At 27.8% G+C, this 19,335-nt stretch carries 15 protein-coding genes; 3 read left to right on the top strand and 12 right to left on the bottom strand.

What is annotated here, in order from left to right; genetic code table 11:
- Positions 1-99: 99 nt before the first annotated feature.
- From EGD97_RS04755 to EGD97_RS04745, 3 genes are all read right to left on the bottom strand, one after another.
- The gene (locus EGD97_RS04755) at positions 100-1,677 is read right to left on the bottom strand and encodes an ABC transporter permease/substrate-binding protein (RefSeq protein WP_127836598.1); all 1,578 of its coding nucleotides are present in this window, start codon (positions 1,675-1,677) and stop codon (positions 100-102) included.
- Between the two features lie 5 nt (positions 1,678-1,682).
- Positions 1,683-2,810 carry a betaine/proline/choline family ABC transporter ATP-binding protein gene (locus EGD97_RS04750; protein ID WP_127836597.1) on the bottom strand — a complete coding sequence of 376 codons (1,128 nt, stop codon included), beginning with the start codon at positions 2,808-2,810 and terminating at the stop codon, positions 1,683-1,685.
- Between the two features lie 248 nt (positions 2,811-3,058).
- Positions 3,059-3,682 carry a TrkA C-terminal domain-containing protein gene (locus EGD97_RS04745; protein WP_127836596.1) on the bottom strand — a complete coding sequence of 208 codons (624 nt, stop codon included), beginning with the start codon at positions 3,680-3,682 and terminating at the stop codon, positions 3,059-3,061.
- A 270-nt stretch (positions 3,683-3,952) separates the two neighbouring features.
- Here EGD97_RS04745 and EGD97_RS04740 point away from each other — a divergent pair, with 270 nt between their 5' ends.
- Positions 3,953-5,254 (top strand): LCP family protein, encoded by a 1,302-nt coding sequence (locus tag EGD97_RS04740; protein ID WP_127836595.1) that lies wholly within the window; start codon positions 3,953-3,955, stop codon positions 5,252-5,254.
- Between the two features lie 33 nt (positions 5,255-5,287).
- On the opposite strand, the gene EGD97_RS04735 is transcribed toward EGD97_RS04740, so the two are convergent.
- From EGD97_RS04735 to ileS, 3 genes are all read right to left on the bottom strand, one after another.
- Positions 5,288-6,292 (bottom strand): LacI family DNA-binding transcriptional regulator, encoded by a 1,005-nt coding sequence (locus tag EGD97_RS04735; RefSeq protein ID WP_078682322.1) that lies wholly within the window; start codon positions 6,290-6,292, stop codon positions 5,288-5,290.
- 379 nt (positions 6,293-6,671) lie between these two features.
- Positions 6,672-7,190 (bottom strand): methylated-DNA--[protein]-cysteine S-methyltransferase, encoded by a 519-nt coding sequence (locus EGD97_RS04730; RefSeq protein WP_127836659.1) that lies wholly within the window; start codon positions 7,188-7,190, stop codon positions 6,672-6,674.
- A 247-nt stretch (positions 7,191-7,437) separates the two neighbouring features.
- Positions 7,438-10,542: an isoleucine--tRNA ligase gene (gene ileS, locus EGD97_RS04725; protein WP_127836594.1), complete on the bottom strand. Its 3,105-nt coding sequence runs from the start codon at positions 10,540-10,542 to the stop codon at positions 7,438-7,440.
- A 692-nt stretch (positions 10,543-11,234) separates the two neighbouring features.
- Between ileS and EGD97_RS04720 the strand changes: the two genes are divergently transcribed.
- Positions 11,235-11,876 carry an MBL fold metallo-hydrolase gene (locus EGD97_RS04720; RefSeq protein WP_127836593.1) on the top strand — a complete coding sequence of 214 codons (642 nt, stop codon included), beginning with the start codon at positions 11,235-11,237 and terminating at the stop codon, positions 11,874-11,876.
- 101 nt (positions 11,877-11,977) lie between these two features.
- On the opposite strand, the gene EGD97_RS04715 is transcribed toward EGD97_RS04720, so the two are convergent.
- The 5 genes from EGD97_RS04715 to EGD97_RS04695 form a co-directional block, all read right to left on the bottom strand.
- Positions 11,978-12,340 (bottom strand): ArsR/SmtB family transcription factor, encoded by a 363-nt coding sequence (locus EGD97_RS04715; protein ID WP_078682310.1) that lies wholly within the window; start codon positions 12,338-12,340, stop codon positions 11,978-11,980.
- A gap of 63 nt (positions 12,341-12,403) precedes the next feature.
- The gene (locus EGD97_RS04710) at positions 12,404-13,144 is read right to left on the bottom strand and encodes an OmpA/MotB family protein (protein ID WP_078682309.1); all 741 of its coding nucleotides are present in this window, start codon (positions 13,142-13,144) and stop codon (positions 12,404-12,406) included.
- A gap of 20 nt (positions 13,145-13,164) precedes the next feature.
- Positions 13,165-13,950 carry a motility protein A gene (locus EGD97_RS04705; RefSeq protein WP_078682308.1) on the bottom strand — a complete coding sequence of 262 codons (786 nt, stop codon included), beginning with the start codon at positions 13,948-13,950 and terminating at the stop codon, positions 13,165-13,167.
- A gap of 467 nt (positions 13,951-14,417) precedes the next feature.
- Positions 14,418-14,933 carry an anaerobic ribonucleoside-triphosphate reductase activating protein gene (gene nrdG, locus EGD97_RS04700; RefSeq protein WP_407643126.1) on the bottom strand — a complete coding sequence of 172 codons (516 nt, stop codon included), beginning with the start codon at positions 14,931-14,933 and terminating at the stop codon, positions 14,418-14,420.
- Positions 14,934-14,945: 12 nt separating this feature from the next.
- Positions 14,946-17,066 carry an anaerobic ribonucleoside triphosphate reductase gene (locus EGD97_RS04695; protein WP_127836591.1) on the bottom strand — a complete coding sequence of 707 codons (2,121 nt, stop codon included), beginning with the start codon at positions 17,064-17,066 and terminating at the stop codon, positions 14,946-14,948.
- Between the two features lie 252 nt (positions 17,067-17,318).
- On the opposite strand from EGD97_RS04695, the gene EGD97_RS04690 reads away from it, so the two are divergent.
- Entirely contained in the window at positions 17,319-18,368 is a 1,050-nt protein-coding gene (locus tag EGD97_RS04690; protein ID WP_127836590.1) for a DUF3048 domain-containing protein, read from the top strand.
- A 21-nt stretch (positions 18,369-18,389) separates the two neighbouring features.
- Here the strand turns inward: EGD97_RS04690 and EGD97_RS04685 are convergent, their stop codons facing one another.
- The gene (locus EGD97_RS04685; protein ID WP_078682304.1) at positions 18,390-19,088 is read right to left on the bottom strand and encodes an MgtC/SapB family protein; all 699 of its coding nucleotides are present in this window, start codon (positions 19,086-19,088) and stop codon (positions 18,390-18,392) included.
- Between the last annotated feature and the right edge of the window lie 247 nt (positions 19,089-19,335).

Genomic DNA, 19,335 nt, shown 5'->3' with positions numbered 1-19,335 from the left:
ACCATGCATAATTTAAAAATTTTTTTTATGCATGGCTTTATATAAAAATTATATAAATATTATATAAATATTATATAAATATTATATAAATATTCATTTTTATTTTATTAAATTATTTTCTCTTAAAAAATTTTCTGCTACCTTTTGTGGTTCTTCATTAAGTTTATCTACTTTATAATTTAACTCTCTCATTTTTTCATCATCTATTTTCCCACTTAACTTATTTATTAAATCTTTTAATTCAGGATATTTTTCTAAAGTATTATTATTTATTATAGGTACGGCATAATAAGGTGGAAAAAAGTTTTTGTCATCTTTTAATACTTTTAAATCAAAAGCTTTAAGAAGTCCATCTGTAGAAAAAGCATCAATTACATCTGTTTTACCATTATTTAATGATGTATATCTAAGTCCTCCATCTACAGCATTTACTTCTTTAAAATTCATATTATAAGCTTTCTTTAAACCCAAATATCCATCTTCTCTATTAGTAAATTCTATTGTGCTTCCTAATCTTAATTTATTTGATACTTTAGCAATATCTGAAAAAGTTTCAATGTTATATTTTTTAGCAGTGTCTTTTGATACTGCTAAAGTATAAGTGTTGTTAAATCCCAAAGGCTCAAGCCAAGTTATATTATAATTTTTATTAAAATAATCACTTACTATCTTATACGCTTTATCTGGATCATTAACTGCAGGCTGATTCATAATGTTAACCAGTCCTGTTCCTGTATATTCAACATATAAGTCTATTTCACCAGATTTAAGTGCGTTAAATGCTATACTTGTTCCTCCTAAATTAAGTTTTCTTTCAACTTTTAAATCTGTATTTTCTTCTATAAGTGTAGCTAGCATATTGCCTAATATTAACTGCTCATTAAAATTTTTAGAACCTATTACAATTTTATCTTCTTTTTTATTATATTTTATTATACTTCCTCCTATTATTACTATAACCAATATTAAAGCAGCAAGTTTATATATTTTATTTAATTTTGAACTTTTTTTCTTTTTTGTCTTTATACTTCCATCAGCTTTTCTAATACCAGGAGGTGTAACCATTTTTTCAATTTTACCAACAATAAAATCCATTAAAAGTGCTAATAAACAAGCTGGTATTGCTCCTGCAAGTATCATATAATTATTTACAGTCTGTACTCCTGAAAAAACCATATATCCAAGTCCGCCTGCTCCTACAAAAGCCGCTATAGTCATAAGACCAACAGCTGTAACTGCAGATATTCTTATTCCTGTCATAATAATTGGTAATGCTAAAGGTATTTGTACTATTCTAAGTATTTGATTTTTAGTCATACCTATACCTCTAGCTGCTTCTAATGTATCTGGATTTATATTTGTAAGTCCAATATAAGTGTTTTTTATTATTGGAAGAAGTGAATATAAAAATACCATAATTATAGCTGGTTTACTCCCTATCCCAAGTATAGGAATTAAAAATCCCAGTAATGCTAAACTTGGTATAGCTTGTACTACATTAGCAAAACCTATAATTGGAGCAGCCAGTTTTTTTACTTTAGTTATAAGTATACCAAGAGGAATACCAATTATAATAGCAAGTAGTAAAGCTAATAAAGTAAGCTCTATGTGTTCTACAATTAAATTTATTATTTGAAGTTTTCTATCTAAAATAAAGTTTAAAAATTCATTTATCATATATGTTATTCCTCCATTTCTTTATTGATGTATTGATTACTTAATACAGTTAATAAACTACTCTTTGTAATAAGTCCAAGCAGCTTATAGTTATCATCTACCACCGGCATATATCCTACTTTATATTCATTCATTTTATTTAAAATATCTATAAGAGAATCTTCTTTATTCACTGTTTTAACTTCTTTTTCCATTATTTCAGAAAGTTTTAAACTTTTATTATCAGCTTTTCTAAGATCTTTTACAGTGACTATACCTTCTAAAATTCCATTTTTATTTATAATTAATAGGCTGTCTACCTTATTTGATTTCATTATTTCCAAAGCTTGAAGTATCGTTCTATTAGAATTTGTTTTAATTGGTTCAAAAATCATAATATCTTTTGCTTTAATAAATTCAGGCTGTTTCCATATTCTATTTTTACCAACAAATTCTTCTACAAATATATTAGCTGGGTTTTTTAATATTTGTTCAGGAACATCAAATTGAACTATTTTGCCTTCATTCATTATGCAAATTCTATCTCCAAGCTTTAAAGCTTCATCCATATCATGAGTTACAAAAACTATAGTTTTTTTAAGTTCTTGCTGCAGATTAAAAAGTTCATCTTGAAGCTGATTTCTTGTTATTGGATCTAATGCACTAAAAGGTTCATCCATTAAAATTATATCTGGATTTGTAGCAAAAGCTCTAGCTACACCTATTCTTTGCTGCTGTCCTCCGCTTAACTCACTTGGATATCTGTCAATATATTCTTCTGGTTTCATTCCAACCATGTTTAAAAGTTCAACAATCTTTTCTTTTATATTATTTTCAGGCCATTTTTCTAATTTAGGAATAATACCTATATTTTCTCCAACTGTAAGATGTGGGAAAAGTCCTGTTTGTTGTATTACATACCCTATACTTCTTCTAAGTTCTATTGTATTTTGCTCTGATATATCTTTTCCATTTACATATATTTTCCCTGATGTGTTAGTAATCAATTTATTTATCATTTTTAAAGTTGTTGTTTTCCCGCATCCACTAGGTCCTATAAGAACTACAAGCTCCCCTTTGTTTATTTTTAAATCTATTTCTTTTATTATGGCTTTATCTTTAAAGTATTTAGAAACTTTTTTAAACTCTATCATAATTTCAACCTCCTTAAAAAGTAACAACTTTATTTTATCGAAAAGTTGTTACTTTATTTTAACATAAAGTTATTACTTTGTAAACATTAGTACATAATTGTAGTTTTTCTTTAAACTTTATAAAATAAAAAAATGTGCCAAGAAATCATTTTAATATACTCCCTTTTAATGTAAGTAGATTTAAAAAAATCTGATACCTTAAGGAAACATATCATTTAAATTCCTTGACACAATTTTTATTTATAAATTTATTCATGCATAAAATTTTTTACTCTTTCATAAGAATTTTCATCGCCTATAACTATATATATATCTCCTTTATTAAAAATAGCATACGGTCCTGGAGATAATATTATTGTTTTATTTCTTCTTATACCTATAATAGTTGCCCCTGTGTTTTGCCAAAATTTCACTTCTCCTATAGTTTTACCTATTAATTTTGAATTATCAGGTACCTCTACTTCTATAGGCAAAAATGGATTAGAATTTTTAAATCTTTCTGAATAATCAATAAGCTTATCTATATATAAATTTAACTGTTCTTCAACCTTTTTTCTTTCATTTTGTAAATTTTTTATATCTTTTTTAAGTGATTCCATTGAATCTTTATCTTTAAATTTTTCTATAAATTTAAATGCTTCTTCTTTTGATTTTACAAATATGCCACTTCCTTGAACAACTTCTACTATTTTCATATCTTCTAATAGTATAACTGCTCTTCTTATAGTCTCTGGTGATACATTATATTGACTTGCAAGAGTAGATCTTCCATAAATTTTTGTACCAATTACAAATTCTCCCTGAGCTATTCTACTAGCTAAATCTATAGCAATCTGTTGATATACAGGCTTAATTATAGTATCTTGCGGCATTTTTACTCCTCCGTATTTTACTTGTATCTTATTTAATAATATTATTACCACATATTAAAATTATTTTCAAATTATATATTTATAAGATTATTAAAATACTGTATAATATAAATGATTTTATTTAAAAAATAAATAATATTATATTTATTTTTATGCTTTTAACATATTAAAATTTTTAATATGTTAAAAGCAATATTTGATAATGGACTTATTTATAAAAACTAACGAACTAAATATCTAATTTACTAATTTGAGAAAGAAGTGAACTATATGAATTTTTTTAAAAATAAAAACACTAAAAAGATTTTATCTATTTTTCTTGTAATTATTTTATTTTTAGGGCTTTTTTTAGCAGGATATGGTTATTATCAATTAAACAAAATTAAAATAACCAAAATATCTAAAAGTAATGAAGATTTAGGCATAAATACAGATACTGAAAATGACCAAAAGGTAGAAATGGATGATGATATTGTAAATATTGCTTTATTTGGAACAGATAGAAGAAGTAAAGAAGAAAGAGCTAGAACTGATACTATTATGATAGCTACAATAGATAAAAAACATAGAAAAATAAAACTTTCTTCTATAATGAGAGATAGTTATGTAAATATAAATGGACATGGAATGGACAAGATTACTCATGCTTATTTTTTCGGGGGCCCTCAGCTTGCTATAAGAACTATTAACGAAAACTTTAAAATGGACATAAGAGATTTCGTTCTTGTAGATTTTTTTAGTTTAGAAAAAATAATTGATGCCTTAGGTGGATTAGTTGTAGATGTAAAAGATTATGAAGTAAAAAGTTTAAATGAATGTGTAAAAGAATCTGCTGCTTTGCAAAATGTTAAGCCTCATTATGTTACTTCTGGAGGAGTACAGCTTTTAGATGGTATTCAGGCAGTTGCCTATGGCAGAATAAGAAATGTAGGTAATGGTGATTATGAAAGAACTGATAGACAAAGACTTATTTTATCTTTAATTTTAGATAAAATTTCTGATGCAGGCTCATTAAAGTTTCCTTATATTGTTTCTCAAATGTTGCCTTATGTAGAAACAAGTATGGATAAATCAACTATGTTAAAGCTCGGTTCTCAGGTTTTTGCAGGAAACATGATGAATATAGAGCAGCAGAGATTTCCTCTTATTAAAGCTTCAAGGGATATGACTATTGGTGGAGTTTATTATCTATGGCTTGATATAGATGCTACTGCAAAGCATATACATGAATTTATATATGCTGATGTAATACCTGAGGTTAAACCTTCTGATAAAATATCCTCACCTCCATCATCGTCTTCTTCAAAAAATAAAAAAACTACTTCAACTTCTAAAAAAACTACTTCTAGTACGTCTACATCAAAAAAAACTAATACACAAACTAATAATTTAAATACAAATAATGAAGTCAATACCCAAAATAATAATAATGAAACTACTAATACTGAAATTAAAAAAACTACAGAATCTACTAATAATACTTTAAAAGAAGAACCTGTAGATAATACTAACTCTTTAGATCAAAATCCTGATACAAATTCTGGAACAACTTCTGAAACAAAAACTCCTTGAACTTAAAATAAAAGTATGCAAATTTGCATACTTTTATTTTTTACAAGAATCTCTTTCAATTATTTGATGATTTAATACAAAATGATGTTGTACAAGTTCTGCTCCATTAATAAGCTTTATTAACATTCTCATGCCTACAGAACCCATATCATACATTGGTTGAACAACCGTTGTAAGTTTTGGATAAAATATAGATGCACTATATATATCGTTAAAACCCATTACATCTACATCATCAGGAACTTTTATACCCTTTTCTCTAAGAGCATTTATAGCTCCCATTGCAAGTTCGTCACTTGCACAAAATACAGCATCTAATTCTACATCTTTACTGCTTAATATAGTATTAATTCCTTCATAACCATCATCAGCTTTTAAGCCGCCGAAATAACACAGTCTTTCATCAAGTTCTAGTCCATGTTCTTTAAGCGCATTTTTGTATCCAGAAAATCTAAAAGCAGAAGCATGAACAGCATCTTCATGTGTACCTATGTATGCAATTTTCTTATTGCCTCTATCAATAAGATACTTTGTAGCATCAAAAGCTGCTTTATCATTATTAATAGTTACACTAGGGAAAGTATTTGCCTTATCAGTAGTTTCAACTAAAACTACTGGAAGTTCAAGGTTCTTTATAAGATCAATTACTGCTGGTTCTAGTGAATTACTCATATAAAGTGCACCATCTACCATTTTTTCTTTTAATACTCTTAGATATTCCATTTCTTTATCTATATCTAAGTCAGTATTACAAAGTATTATATTGTAGTTGTATATGTTAGCAACATCTTCTGCACCTCTTACTATTTCTGGATAAAATTGATTGGATATATCTGGTATTATAATACCTATAGTTCTACTTTTTTGTGTCTTTAAACTTCTTGCAACTATATTAGGTCTGTAGCCAAGTTTTTTTATTGCTTCTTGAACTTTCTTTTTAGTTTCTTCATTAACTACATCAACATCATTTAAAACTCTGGAAACAGTAGCAATAGATACCCCTGCTTCTTTTGCAACGTCTTTGATTGAAGCTGCCACAATATCAACTCCTAAATTATATTATATGTATATTATAAATTATAACCATAAAAATATTTTGTTACAAGTTAATCTAAACTATTTTTTATATATTATTTTATCCCTTTATATAAAATTTATTATAAAATTTTATATAATAAAATTTTTACTCAATTACCAGAACCTTAAACGCAGCAAAAAATATTTTATCATGATATGGCATAAAATCCAATACTTATTTTACTTTTTTTATAATATGTTATTAACATTAAGTATATTTAATATGTAAATTAAAAGCTTATGCTAAAATTTTTTAGCATAAGCTTAAATCCTATATTCCATTATAAATTTATTTTGAACTTGATTTCCATTTGTCTATTTGATTTTTCATCAGTATAAATCATGTATTATTAAATGATAAATCCACTCCTTCATGAGTAAGTAGTTTAATCTTTTTATCAATACCGCCGGAATAACCAGTAAGTCTGCCATTTGTTCCAACAACGCGGTGGCACGGTATGATGATGGATATAGGATTATGAGCAACAGCTCCTCCAACAGCCTGTGCAGACATTCTTTTCTTTCCCTGTTTTTCCGCAATTTGCTCTGCAATCTTACCATAGGTTGTCGTACTTCCATATGGGATTTCTTTAAGGATTTCCCACACACTCTGTGCAAAATCACTTCCAATTGGAGCAAGCTTAAGTTCGCTTATTGCTGGATTTTCTCCTGCAAAATAGCGATCAAGCCATTTCTTTGTTTTTTGGAATATTTCTAGCTTATCTCTCTTAATAATTTCTTCTTTCAAAGATCCAAGATAATATTTCTGTCCTTCAATCCATAAACCTATCAGTGCATTATTCTTAGCTGCAAGTAACATTTTCCCTAAAGGTGATTCATAATATGTTTTATATATCATTTTTTCACTTCCTTTATTTAGCATAGTGTTTTATTTTAAAAATTGCACCTGCCTATTAGCCATTCTAATACTTTCTTTTTAATTTATCATGGTTTTATGAATTCATTGCTTGAATCTTTAATACATTTGTTTATTGTTATTATATCAATGTGTGTAAAATTTGACGCTTACATAGAATAGAACTTTCACAAGCATAGGCACACAAAAGAAAGAGTATACAGCATCTTTGCTATATACTCTTTCTTTTTTATTTAACTACTTCAACAGCTAAATTTATTTTTTCTCCATTAATATTAGCTTTATTATATTCTCTATCAGCATCATAAATTACTTCTACTGCAAGAGTTTCTTTTTTAATATGATTTTCAAACTTTTTAATTATATTTTCTAAATTTTCGTTATTAGCTACATAAAGCTTAATTTTATCAGCTACTTCAAAGCCGCTCTCTTTTCTCATGTTTTGAACTTTACTTATAATTTCTCTTACATGGCCTTCTTCTTTAAGTTCTTTAGTTATATGTGTATCAAGAACAACTCCTATCTGCCCTTCTCCTGCAAAAGCATATCCTTCAAGTCCTTGCATAGTTATAAGCAAATTATCACTGTTAAGTTCTATTTCTGTTCCTTGAACATTTATAACTACATTGCCTCCATTTTGAATTGTTTGAGCAAGCTCCATCTGATTTCTAGATGCAATTTCTTTTCTTATAAAAGGTATAAGTTTACCATAAGTTTTACCAAGCACTGGGAGGTTTGGCTTGATTTCGAAGTTAACATATTTAGAAAGATCTGCTCCAAGCTCAAGTTCTTTTATATTAAGTTCATCCTTTATAATATCGCTATAATATTCTGGAAGTATTTTTGTGCTTAAAAGCATCTTTGATAAAGGCTGTCTGTTCTTTATGTTAGCAGAATTTCTTGCACTTCTTCCAAGTTTAACTACACTATAAGCTAAATCCATTTCTGCCTCTAAATCTTTATCTATAGCATCTTCATTAACTTCTGGCCAATGACAAAGATGAACACTTTCTGGAGAATTTTTATCTAAATTTACAACTAAATTTTGATATATTTCCTCTGTTATAAATGGTACAAACGGTGCTGCAACTAAAGTTAAAGTTTTAAGAACTTTATAAAGTGTTACATAAGCTCCTATTTTATCATCTGTTAACTCTTCAGTCCAATATCTTGATCTATTTCTTCTTACATACCAATTAGAAAGTTCATCAACAAAATTTTCTATAGATAAAGCTGCTTGAGTTATTCTATAATTTGATAAATGCTCATCTACAGTTTTAATTAAAGTGTTAAGCTTAGATATTATCCATCTATCCATTACATTTTGGCTTACAAAATTTTCATATTTTGTTGGATCAAATTGATCTATTTCAGCATACAAAACATAAAAAGAATAAACATTCCAAAATGTGCTTAAAAATTTTCTCTGAGCTTCTATAACTGCTTCTTCATAAAATCTTGATGGAAGCCATGGTGCACTTGCGGTATAGAAATACCATCTTGTAGCATCAGCACCTTCATTATCGAGAACAACCCATGGGCTTAATACATTCCCCTTATGCTTAGACATTTTAAGCCCATTCTTATCAAGTACATGACCTAAAACTACGCAATTTTCAAATGGATTTGTATCGAAAATTGCAGTTGATATAGCAAGCAGTGTATAAAACCATCCTCTTGTCTGATCAACAGCTTCTGATATAAATTGTGCTGGAAAATTAGCTTCAAAAATTTCCTTGTTTTCAAAAGGATAATGATGCTGTGCAAATGGCATAGAACCTGAATCAAACCAGCAATCTATAACATCTGGTACTCTCTTCATTTCTTTACCACAATGAGGGCACTCTAAATATACATTATCTATATATGGCTTATGAAGCTCTATATCTTCTGGTACATTTTTACCTTTAGCTCTTAATTCTTCCTTGCTTCCTATCATTTCTCTATGGCCACATTCACATTCCCAAATTGGAAGTGGAGTTCCCCAATATCTTTCTCTTGAGATTCCCCAGTCTATAACATTTTCAAGGAAATTGCCCATTCTGCCAGTTCTTACATTATCAGGGAACCATTTTATTTTATTGTTATTTTCTAAAAGTTTATCTCTAAGAGAAGACATTTTTATAAACCAAGATTCTCTTGGATAATATAAAAGCGGAGTATCACATCTCCAACAAAATGGATATGAGTGAGTAAAGCCTTCAGATTTATAAAGTATATTTTTTTCTTTTAAATATTCTATTATTTTAGCATCAGCTTTTTTTACAAATAATCCTGCCCAAGGCTCTACTTCAGGTACAAATTTCCCTTCAGAGTCTACTAAATTAATAAGTGGCAAATCATATTTTTTACCCATTAAATTATCATCTTCACCATAAGCAGGTGCTATATGTACTATACCAGTACCGTCTGTTAAAGTAACAAAATCTCCATGAATTACATAAAAAGCTTTTTTATCAACTTTAGCAAACTTGAACATTTGCTCATATTCAAGTCCTAAAAGTTCCTCTCCTTTAAATTTTCTAACTATTTCATATTCACAATCAAGCTTGCCTAAAAGTGCTTCTGCAAGTATTAAATGCTCATCATGATGAATAACTTCTACATAATCATAAGATTTATTTACGGCTAAAGCCACATTACTTGGAAGTGTCCATGGAGTTGTTGTCCAAACAAGTATATACTTATTTTGTCCTTTAACCTTAAATTTAACATACACAGAACTATCTTTAACATCTTTATATCCTTGTGCAACTTCATGAGAAGATAATGCCGTTCCACAACGTGGACAATATGGAACTATTTTATGACCTTTATATATAAGCCCTTTTTCCCACATTTGTTTAAGTGCCCACCATTCTGATTCTATATAATTATCATGATAGGTTACATAAGGATTTTCCATATCTACCCAGTATCCAACTCTTTCAGTCATTTCTCTCCACTGCTCTACATAGGTAAATACACTGCCTTTACATTTTTTTATAAAATCTTCAACCCCATATTCTTCTATTTGTGGTTTCCCTGAAATTCCAAGTGATTTTTCAACTTCAAGCTCTACTGGAAGTCCATGAGTGTCCCATCCAGCTTTTCTTAAAACTTTATAGCCTTTCATAACTCTATATCTTGGTATAAGGTCTTTCATAACTCTTGTTATAACATGACCTATATGAGGTTTACCATTTGCTGTTGGAGGTCCGTCATAGAATGTAAAATATTCACCATCAGGATTCATATCAAAATTCTTCTTAATTACATCTTTTTCTTTCCAAAGCTTTAATACATCTTTTTCCATATCAACAAAACTCTTTGAAGAATCTACCTTTTTATACATAACCTCGACTCCTTTCACATATTATTTAGATTATTTACATATTTGGCTGAAAAAACTCATATAAAATAAAAAACCTCATCCCAAAAGGACGAAGTTAAACTTACTATACCACCTATGGTTCAAGCACTGACATACTCTATCCTTTAACGCAGGATTACGGATGCACTTACTATTAAGAAAATACATATATACTTATACTAAAGCATTTTCTAAAACATATTTCAGCTCTCAGCTCAGAGGTGATTTTCCTTAAAACTTCCCTGCAGGTTTTCACCTTAAAAGCACAAATCATTATAAGATAAATAATATCAAAAATAAAGTGCTTTACTCCTGCTCTCTGTAAGTTCCGTAATTAAGTACTTTTCCTCTTCAAAGCCTTTATATTATTCGATATTATTTTATTACAGCTTAGGCAAATTGTCAAATTTTTTGTTAAATTTTTTAATTTATCACTTATTTTTATATTTAGTTTTAAATTTTTTATTTAATTAATAGTTTAAATATATTTATTATTGACTTTTAAATATCAATTTTAAGCTAAACTCTTATAAAACAAATATTTGATACACTTTTATTAAAATAAGAATTAATAAAATTTTATTTTAAAATATTTTTGGCATTTATGAAATCGGCTTTTAGGGTATAATATAAAGTATGTTGTATTTTAATATTAATAAAGGGGTGTTTTTATTATGGAGATAACATGGCTTGGACATTCTTCGTTTTTGATTAAAGATTCGAAAGGAAGAACTCTTTTAACAGATCCTTTTGATGAAAGTGTAGGTTATAAAGTTTTTGAAGGTCATGCAGATGTTGTTACTATAAGCCATCATCATTTTGATCATGATTATATAGAAAAAATAACAGGAAATCCTGCTATTTTAGATAAAGTAGGGTTTTTTAATTTATGTGATATTGATATAAAAGGTATACCATCTTATCACGATAATGTTGAAGGAGCTAAAAGAGGAGAAAATATAATATATGTTTTTAAAATGGATGATTATAGAATTTGTCATCTTGGAGATTTAGGGCATGTACTTTCTGTACATGATGCAGATGCTATTGGTGAAATTGATATTCTTTTTGTACCTGTAGGAGGGAATTTTACCATAGATGGTAAAGAAGCGGCTGCTGTATGTAAGCTTTTAAATCCTCATATAGTTATACCTATGCATTTTAAAACTTCTGCTCTTACTTTCCCTATAGAAGGAATTGAAAATTTTCTTGCTCATATGAAAAATGGGGAAAATATTCATAGTACAACTTTAAAAATCGAAGGAAATCTTGAAGATAGAAATATAGTTAAAATTTTAGATTTTAAAAATAAATAAATTTTATTTTTATTGTTTTTAATTTATTCATTTTAATACAAAATTAACTATTAAGCCTAACACTTTTTAAAAATAATAAGAAGGAGATTTACTCCTTCTTATTATTCATGTTCAACATGCGAAAGTGCTGAACTAAATATACTTTTTATATGGTCATCATCTAAAGAATAATATACTACCTTTCCTTCTTTTCTAAATTTAACAAGTCTGGCAGCTTTTAATACTCTAAGCTGATGAGATATAGAAGACTGACTCATTCCTAAAAGTTCTGCAATATCACATACACATAACTCTTTTATTAAAAGCGCGTATATTATTTTTATTCTTGTATAATCACCAAATACTTTAAAAAGTTCTGCAAGTTTTATAAAAGTATCATCTTCCAACATATTTTCTTTAACACAAGCTACACAATCTTTATGTATCTCCGTACAATTACATACTTCTATTTCATTACTTTTCATAGTACACCTCAAAGTGAAAAATATTTTTAAAAATATTATATTACTAATAAGTATTTACTGCAACTATGATGCTTTTCCATTTTTTATAGTAACTTCTATTCTTCTATTTTTCTGCCTGTTTTGTGCATTATCATTCGGTGCTATTGGTTTATGCTCTCCAAACCCCATAATTTCAAACTTTTTTGGATCAAGCCTTTTATCCTCTGGGAGTTCTTGAGTAAAATATCTTACAACACTTATAGCTCTTTCAGTTGAAAGTTCCCAATTATCTTTAAATTTACTATTTGAAATAGGTACATTATCCGTATGACCTTCAATTAATATTGTGTTATTATGTTCTCTTAATATATCGGCAAGTTTTTCTAATGTACTTATAGATTCACTTTTTAATACCGCTTCCCCTGAGTCAAATAAAACTTTATCTTTAAATCTTAAAAGAACTCCTTCTTCAACTTGTTCAACTTGTACATCTTGAGATAAACCTTTTTTATCTATAAGTTCTTTTACTTTTTTATATATATCATTCATCTCTTGCTCTTGCTGAACATCTATTGCATTATAAATATCTAAATTAGACATTGAATCTCCAGCACTGCTTTCAGGATTTATACTCCCTGATTGACCTATAATTCCCATAGAATTAAAAGCTGCAATAACCTGTTTAAATTTTTTATTATCTATAGTTGACATAGAATAAAGCAAAACAAAAAAGCAAAGAAGTAATGTAACTAAATCGGCGTAAGTATTAAGCCATTCTCCACCGCCTTCATCATCATCATCTATATTAAAATTATCATCTGCCATAACGCTACCTCCTTCCTTTATTATTCTTGTTCTTTGTTATTTTTTGTTTCTATATTTTTAGCAGTTTTATCGTCTAAGAAAGAAAGCATTTTTTCTCTTATAGTATTAGGATTTTCTCCAGCTTGAATGCTTAAAAGTCCCTCAATAATCATTTCTTTTTGATAAATTTCTTCTTCTGTTTTTGCTTTTAATTTTTTTGAAGTAGGTATAAATACTATATTTGCTAAAATAGAACCATAAAAAGTTGTAATAAGAGCAACAGCCATTTGAGGTCCTATAGTAGAAGGATCGTCTAAAGTTTTAAGCATATTTACTAATCCTATTAAAGTACCAATCATACCAAATGCTGGAGCAAGAGCTGCACCTGCATCAAGCATAGCTCTATTACTTTTATGTCTATTTATAATACCTTTGATTTTTAATTCCAAAACATTTTTTATAGTTTCTGGTTCTGCTCCATCTACTATCATCATCATTCCCTTTTGAATAAATGTATCTGATATAGATTGAATAGTATCCTCTAAAGACAATAATCCCTCTTTTCTTGCTTTCATTGACCATTCTACTAAATTATTTATTATTTCTTCATTATCTACTTTTGTTTCCTTAAATAATATTGCAAATAATTTAAAAAAGTTTTTAGCATTTTTGCCTTTAGCAGTTATTAAGAGGGTTCCTATAGTTCCGCCAACAGTTATATATACTGAAGGTAAATCTAAAAAAGTTAATAGTGAGCCACTTGATAATATTCCATAAACTGTAAATCCAACTGCTAAAAGCATTCCTATAATTGAAGTTAAGTCCATAGTTTTCCCCCTTGCATTTTTCAACAATTTTGTATATTCTACATATTATTATCGTAACAAAATATATTTTCTTTAGTATTTGTCGATTTGTAAATAAAAATAGAAACAAGTTCATTTTAACCTTATAAACGAACTTGTTTCTACAGCTTTTACCTGACAGATGAGAGTTATTGCTGTGCTAAATATAACATAAACTTTAAATATATAATTTAGCAAAATAATAATCCAAGAAGGGAATATCTTTTATCTGACCTGTGAGGATTATTATTCTGCTAAAGATATCATCTCAAACTTTAAATATATAATTTAGCAAAATAATAATCCGAGCAAGGAATATCTTTTATCTGACCTGTGAGGATTATTATTTTGCTAAAGATATCATCAAACTTTAAATATATAATTTAACAAAATAATAATACAAACAGTGAATATCTTTTATCTGTTTGTATTATTATTTTGTTATAAACCTACACTATATCTAAAGCTACAACTTCTAAACTCTCAATACTCTCTCTTACATCTATTATTCTTTGATTTGAAGAACCTCTAAATTTAAGCCCTTCTTCTTTTTTATCTTCCTCAAACTTCCCATCTACTAATACATCTATATATTTTAAAAGCTCACTCCAGCCCTTTCTTTTATGTTGATTTTCTAAAATATATTCAAATGTATAACCAGTATAGCACCATATATTTAAGCCCATTTTTTTTACTTGTTTTGCTATATAAGCAAATTTATCTGCTTGTTCGAATGGTTCTCCCCCTGAAAATGTAACACCTTTTAATAAAGGATTTTTTCTTATATCTTCTATTATATCGTCCATATTAATTAATACCCCATCCGTATAAGAATGAGTATGAGGGCTAAAGCAGCCTTTACAATTATGAGGACAGCCTTGGCTAAAAAGCACCCTCCTAAGTCCCGGTCCATTGACTAAACTTTCTTTTAATATAGCTGCTAATCTTATTTTTTTATCTTCCAACACAAACATCCCCTAATTTAAAACATCAGAATATATTTTTTTATGATCATCTTCATGAGATATTCTGTCCGCTCTCTCTGCTACCTTTCCTGCCCCAAATCTTTCATCTAAACTTAAATACCCAGTTACTCTAGATATACCTTGTATATTTAAACTCCCACACTTACATACTTGTTCTCCATTTTTTAAATAATTCCCGCAATCTCTGCAATATCTAATATGAAAATTTATGCCAATATAACTTATATTAGTATTTTTATAAGCATAATTTAATATATCCATAATTACATCATCTGTAGGATAATCATCAAGTTCAATATAACTTATATGCCCTGCATTACAAAGCTTATGATAAGGAGCTTCTATGTCTATTTTATCTTTTATAGATATAGGAAAGTTTACAGGAATATGATAACTATTTGTATAATAATCTTTATCTGTTACTCCTTTTATTTGACCAAATATTTTTTTGTCCTGAACTATAAATTTTCCACTTAATCCTTCTGCAGGAGTTGCATAGCAAGACCAATTAAGCTTAGTTTCCTGTGTAAGCTTGTCTGTATAATTTCTTATATGTGATACTATTTTTAATCCTAATTTTCTTGCATTTTCATCTTCACCATGATGTTTACCAATTAAAGCAATAAGTGTTTCTGCAAGTCCAATAAAACCTATTGACCAAGTGCCCTGTTTTAATATAGGTTCTATAGAATCCTCCAGTGAAAGTCCTTCTGATCCTTTCATAAGTCCTTGACCTGCAACAAAAGGTAAGTCCTTTACCTTAAGCCTTTTAAGAACATCATATCTATGCATTAAAGATTCCCTTGCTAATTCTAATTTGCTATCTAAAAGCGAAAAGAACTTATCTATATCCCCTTTAGCTAATATGCCTAATCTTGGAAGGTTTATTGTTACTGGAGCAATATTCCCTCTACCTTTAACTCCAGGTTCACCATTTACATTTGACATTAAATAGGTTCTGCACCCCATTGTAGCTGGCATATATCCTTTATCGTAATATTCTTTATTAAAATCAGCATCTATGTTCATAAATGTTGGGTTCATACGTTTAGATGCAACCCTGCAAGCTAACTTAAATAAATAATAATATGGATCGTTAGGTTCTCTATTTACTCCTTTTTTAACCCTAAAAATTATGTTAGGGAATATTGGTTGTTCACCTTTACCTAATCCTTTTTCGTATTCTTCAAGAAATGTTTCACAAATTAAAGCAGCATCCTTACTATATGGTATTCCCAAATTTATAGAAGAAAAAGGAACTTGTGAACCTGCTCGTGAATGCATAGTATTAAGATTATAAACTATTCCCTGCATTGCCTGATGTACAGTTTTTATAAGCTTTTTTTCTACTGCTTCTTCAAGCTTTTCTCCTTCTAAACCAAACTGTTTTAATTCCTCTCTTATCTCTTGTCTTGTAGGTTCTACAAACACAGCCATATCATTATCAAAGTCAGGATGGGATTGCCCTCCAAACATATCATTTTGTGTTGACTGCAATAATATACAAGAAAGTTCTGCTGCTGATTCTATTCTCTTTGGTTTATTAATAGTACCATATCCAGTATTAAATCCTCTTTCTAAAACTTCCTTTGTTGGTATATGTAAACAATTAGTAGTTAAATTATATGAATCTAAATCATGGAAATATAAATCTCCATTTTCATGTGCCTTAGCTAAGTGTTTTGGCATCATAGCTAAATTATGCCATTTATTTGATTCACTTGCTATTCTTAAAAGTTTTGAACTAAAATTATTACCAACATTAGCATTATCTCTATCCGTTTGTATACCAATTTTCTCTATAGCTTTCATTAAGTCAGATTTAATTTCTCTAACTTTATTTCTCTCTTTTCTATAATTGGAATATGTATTTTTTAAAATTTTATGATTACTTTTAGAAAGTACATCTTCTACTATGTTTTGTATTTCTTCTACTGCTATTTCTTCTTTATTTAAATTTTCTATTTCTTTTATAGCTTTTTTAGTAAGCTCTATAATTTCACTTTCTTTTATATTATAAGCAATTTCTTCTGCGGCTCCTTTTATGGCATTAGTTATTTTTATAGAATTAAACTCAACCCTTCTACCATCTCTTTTTACAACATATAGCATTTTAAAACCTCCCAATATACAACATATTGTCATTTGTTTATTATAATTCAGAAATTTTATTATGACAATTTTTTAAAAAACTATTTAATTAAATTACCTTCTTTTAGTATTATTTATCTTCCATTTTTATCATTTTTATAGTAAAAAGACTTGTTGCAAAAAATAAATTTTTATTTGCTATAATAAAAATACAAAATATGGAATATACTAATGAAATATTATATAATTTAAATATGATTGGAGTGATAAAAAATGAAAAAAAAGATAAGCATTTTAATTACAATATGTATATTCATAATATTATTTAATGGATGTGCAAAAAATAATGAAGATAAAAAGTCTGAAACTTCACAAACTTCTTCTAATAATTTAAATAAATCTTATAATGAAAGTACAAATAAATCTTTTGATAATGATGTTAAATTTTATGCTCCCTTTACAGGAGAAGAAGTAGATGAAAAAACTTTTGAAAATATACCTTTTATGGCTATAATTGAAAATTCAAAGGAAGCCAGACCTCAATCAGGTCTTGACAAAGCTGATATTGTTTATGAAACTATGGCAGAAGGAGGGATACCAAGAACCATTGCACTTTTTCAGAAAAATAGTCCTAAAAAAATTGGACCTATAAGAAGTGCAAGAGCTTATTTCCTTGATATATCCCGTGAATATAATCTTCCATTTGCTCATTGTGGGGCAAGTGATGAAGCTGATAATATAATAAAGGAAAATAACCTTATGTCTCTTAATGAATTCTTTTATACAGGTTTTTATTGGAGAGAAAAAGATAGAAAAGCTCCACATAATCTATATACATCAGCAGATAAAATAAGAGATGCCATTGTTTCAAGAAATTATAATAATTCTCCTAATGTTAAACTATCTTTTGATAAAAATTATTGGGATAATACTGCATTTCCTTGTGCAAATAACATATTATTAAATTTAAGTAATTATTATACAACAAATTATACATATAAAAATGGTAAATATTATAAATATATGAGCTCAAAACCTGCTTTAAATAAAGAAGATAACAATCCATTAGCTTTTACTAATATAGTAATTCAAATTACAACAATACAAAAAAAGAAAGAAAATATACTTATGGATATAAATTTAATAGGTGAAGGAACAGGTTATGTAATAAGCAATGGAAAATATATAAAAATTAACTGGTATAAAAATAATATAAATTCTCAAACTGTATTAAAAGACGAATATGGAAAAAATGTTCCTTTAAATCCAGGTAATACTTGGTGGAATATAATAGATAAAAATAATATAGTAAAAATAGAATAAAGGATTTTAGCCTCCTTTATTCTATACTAAATTTATTTTAATAATTTCATCATAATAACATAAATCTCTTATAATATCATTTGCCTTGATATGTCTTGGAACAAGAATGGTATAAAGACATGTTTGATGTTCTGTTTCTTCATCTTCTTCTATTTCAAATTCTATATTTTGAACCTTTATATTTCTTCCTTTAAAATATTCTTCTAATTTCTTAACCATTTCTCCTCTATTTTTATATTCAATTTCAAATTTAATAATTTTTGCTTTTTCAAATATCCGTGCTTCAACTCTCTTTAGTGAAACAAGTACTATAAAAACACTTACAGCTGAAAGTATGCTTAAAAAATAATATCCTAATCCAACTGCAAGTCCAATGCAGGCAACTACCCAAATGCTTGCTGCTGTAGTTAATCCTTTTACAGAACCTTTTTCATGTATTATAGTTCCTGCACCTAAGAATCCGACTCCTGTTATAACTTGTGCTCCAAGCCTTCCTATATCTGCTTTTAAAGCATTAGCTAATGTTGGCTGTGCAAGTATCATTTTGGAAGTTTCTTCTATAGCATAAAGCTGTATCATAGATGTAACAGCAGCCCCAATACATACTAATATATGAGTCCTAAAACCTGCTGGCCTATTTTTATATTCTCTTTCATAACCTATAAGACCCCCTACTATTATAGCTAATATAAGTCTTATGATAACTTCATACCAAGTCATTATACAATCCCCCTATTATAATATTATGTTGCTATTTTTAAAAGTAGAAGTGGTCTCAATTATTTTTATATTTAAATCTTTTAAATATTCTATACTTTTTTCAAATTAACTTCAATATCATTTTTATATTTTAATAGACAAAATTCAAAACATTGAAATCAATTTTTTATACAAAATTTCATAAAAATTAGAGATAATAAAAAGTAATATTAAAAACCTAATAACTTTTTATTATCTCTTTTATTGT

This window comes from Clostridium prolinivorans (assembly GCF_004011155.1).
Classification (GTDB): Bacteria; Bacillota; Clostridia; order Clostridiales; family Clostridiaceae; genus Clostridium_AT; species Clostridium_AT prolinivorans.
This window is presented reverse-complemented; position numbering and strand designations above follow the sequence as displayed.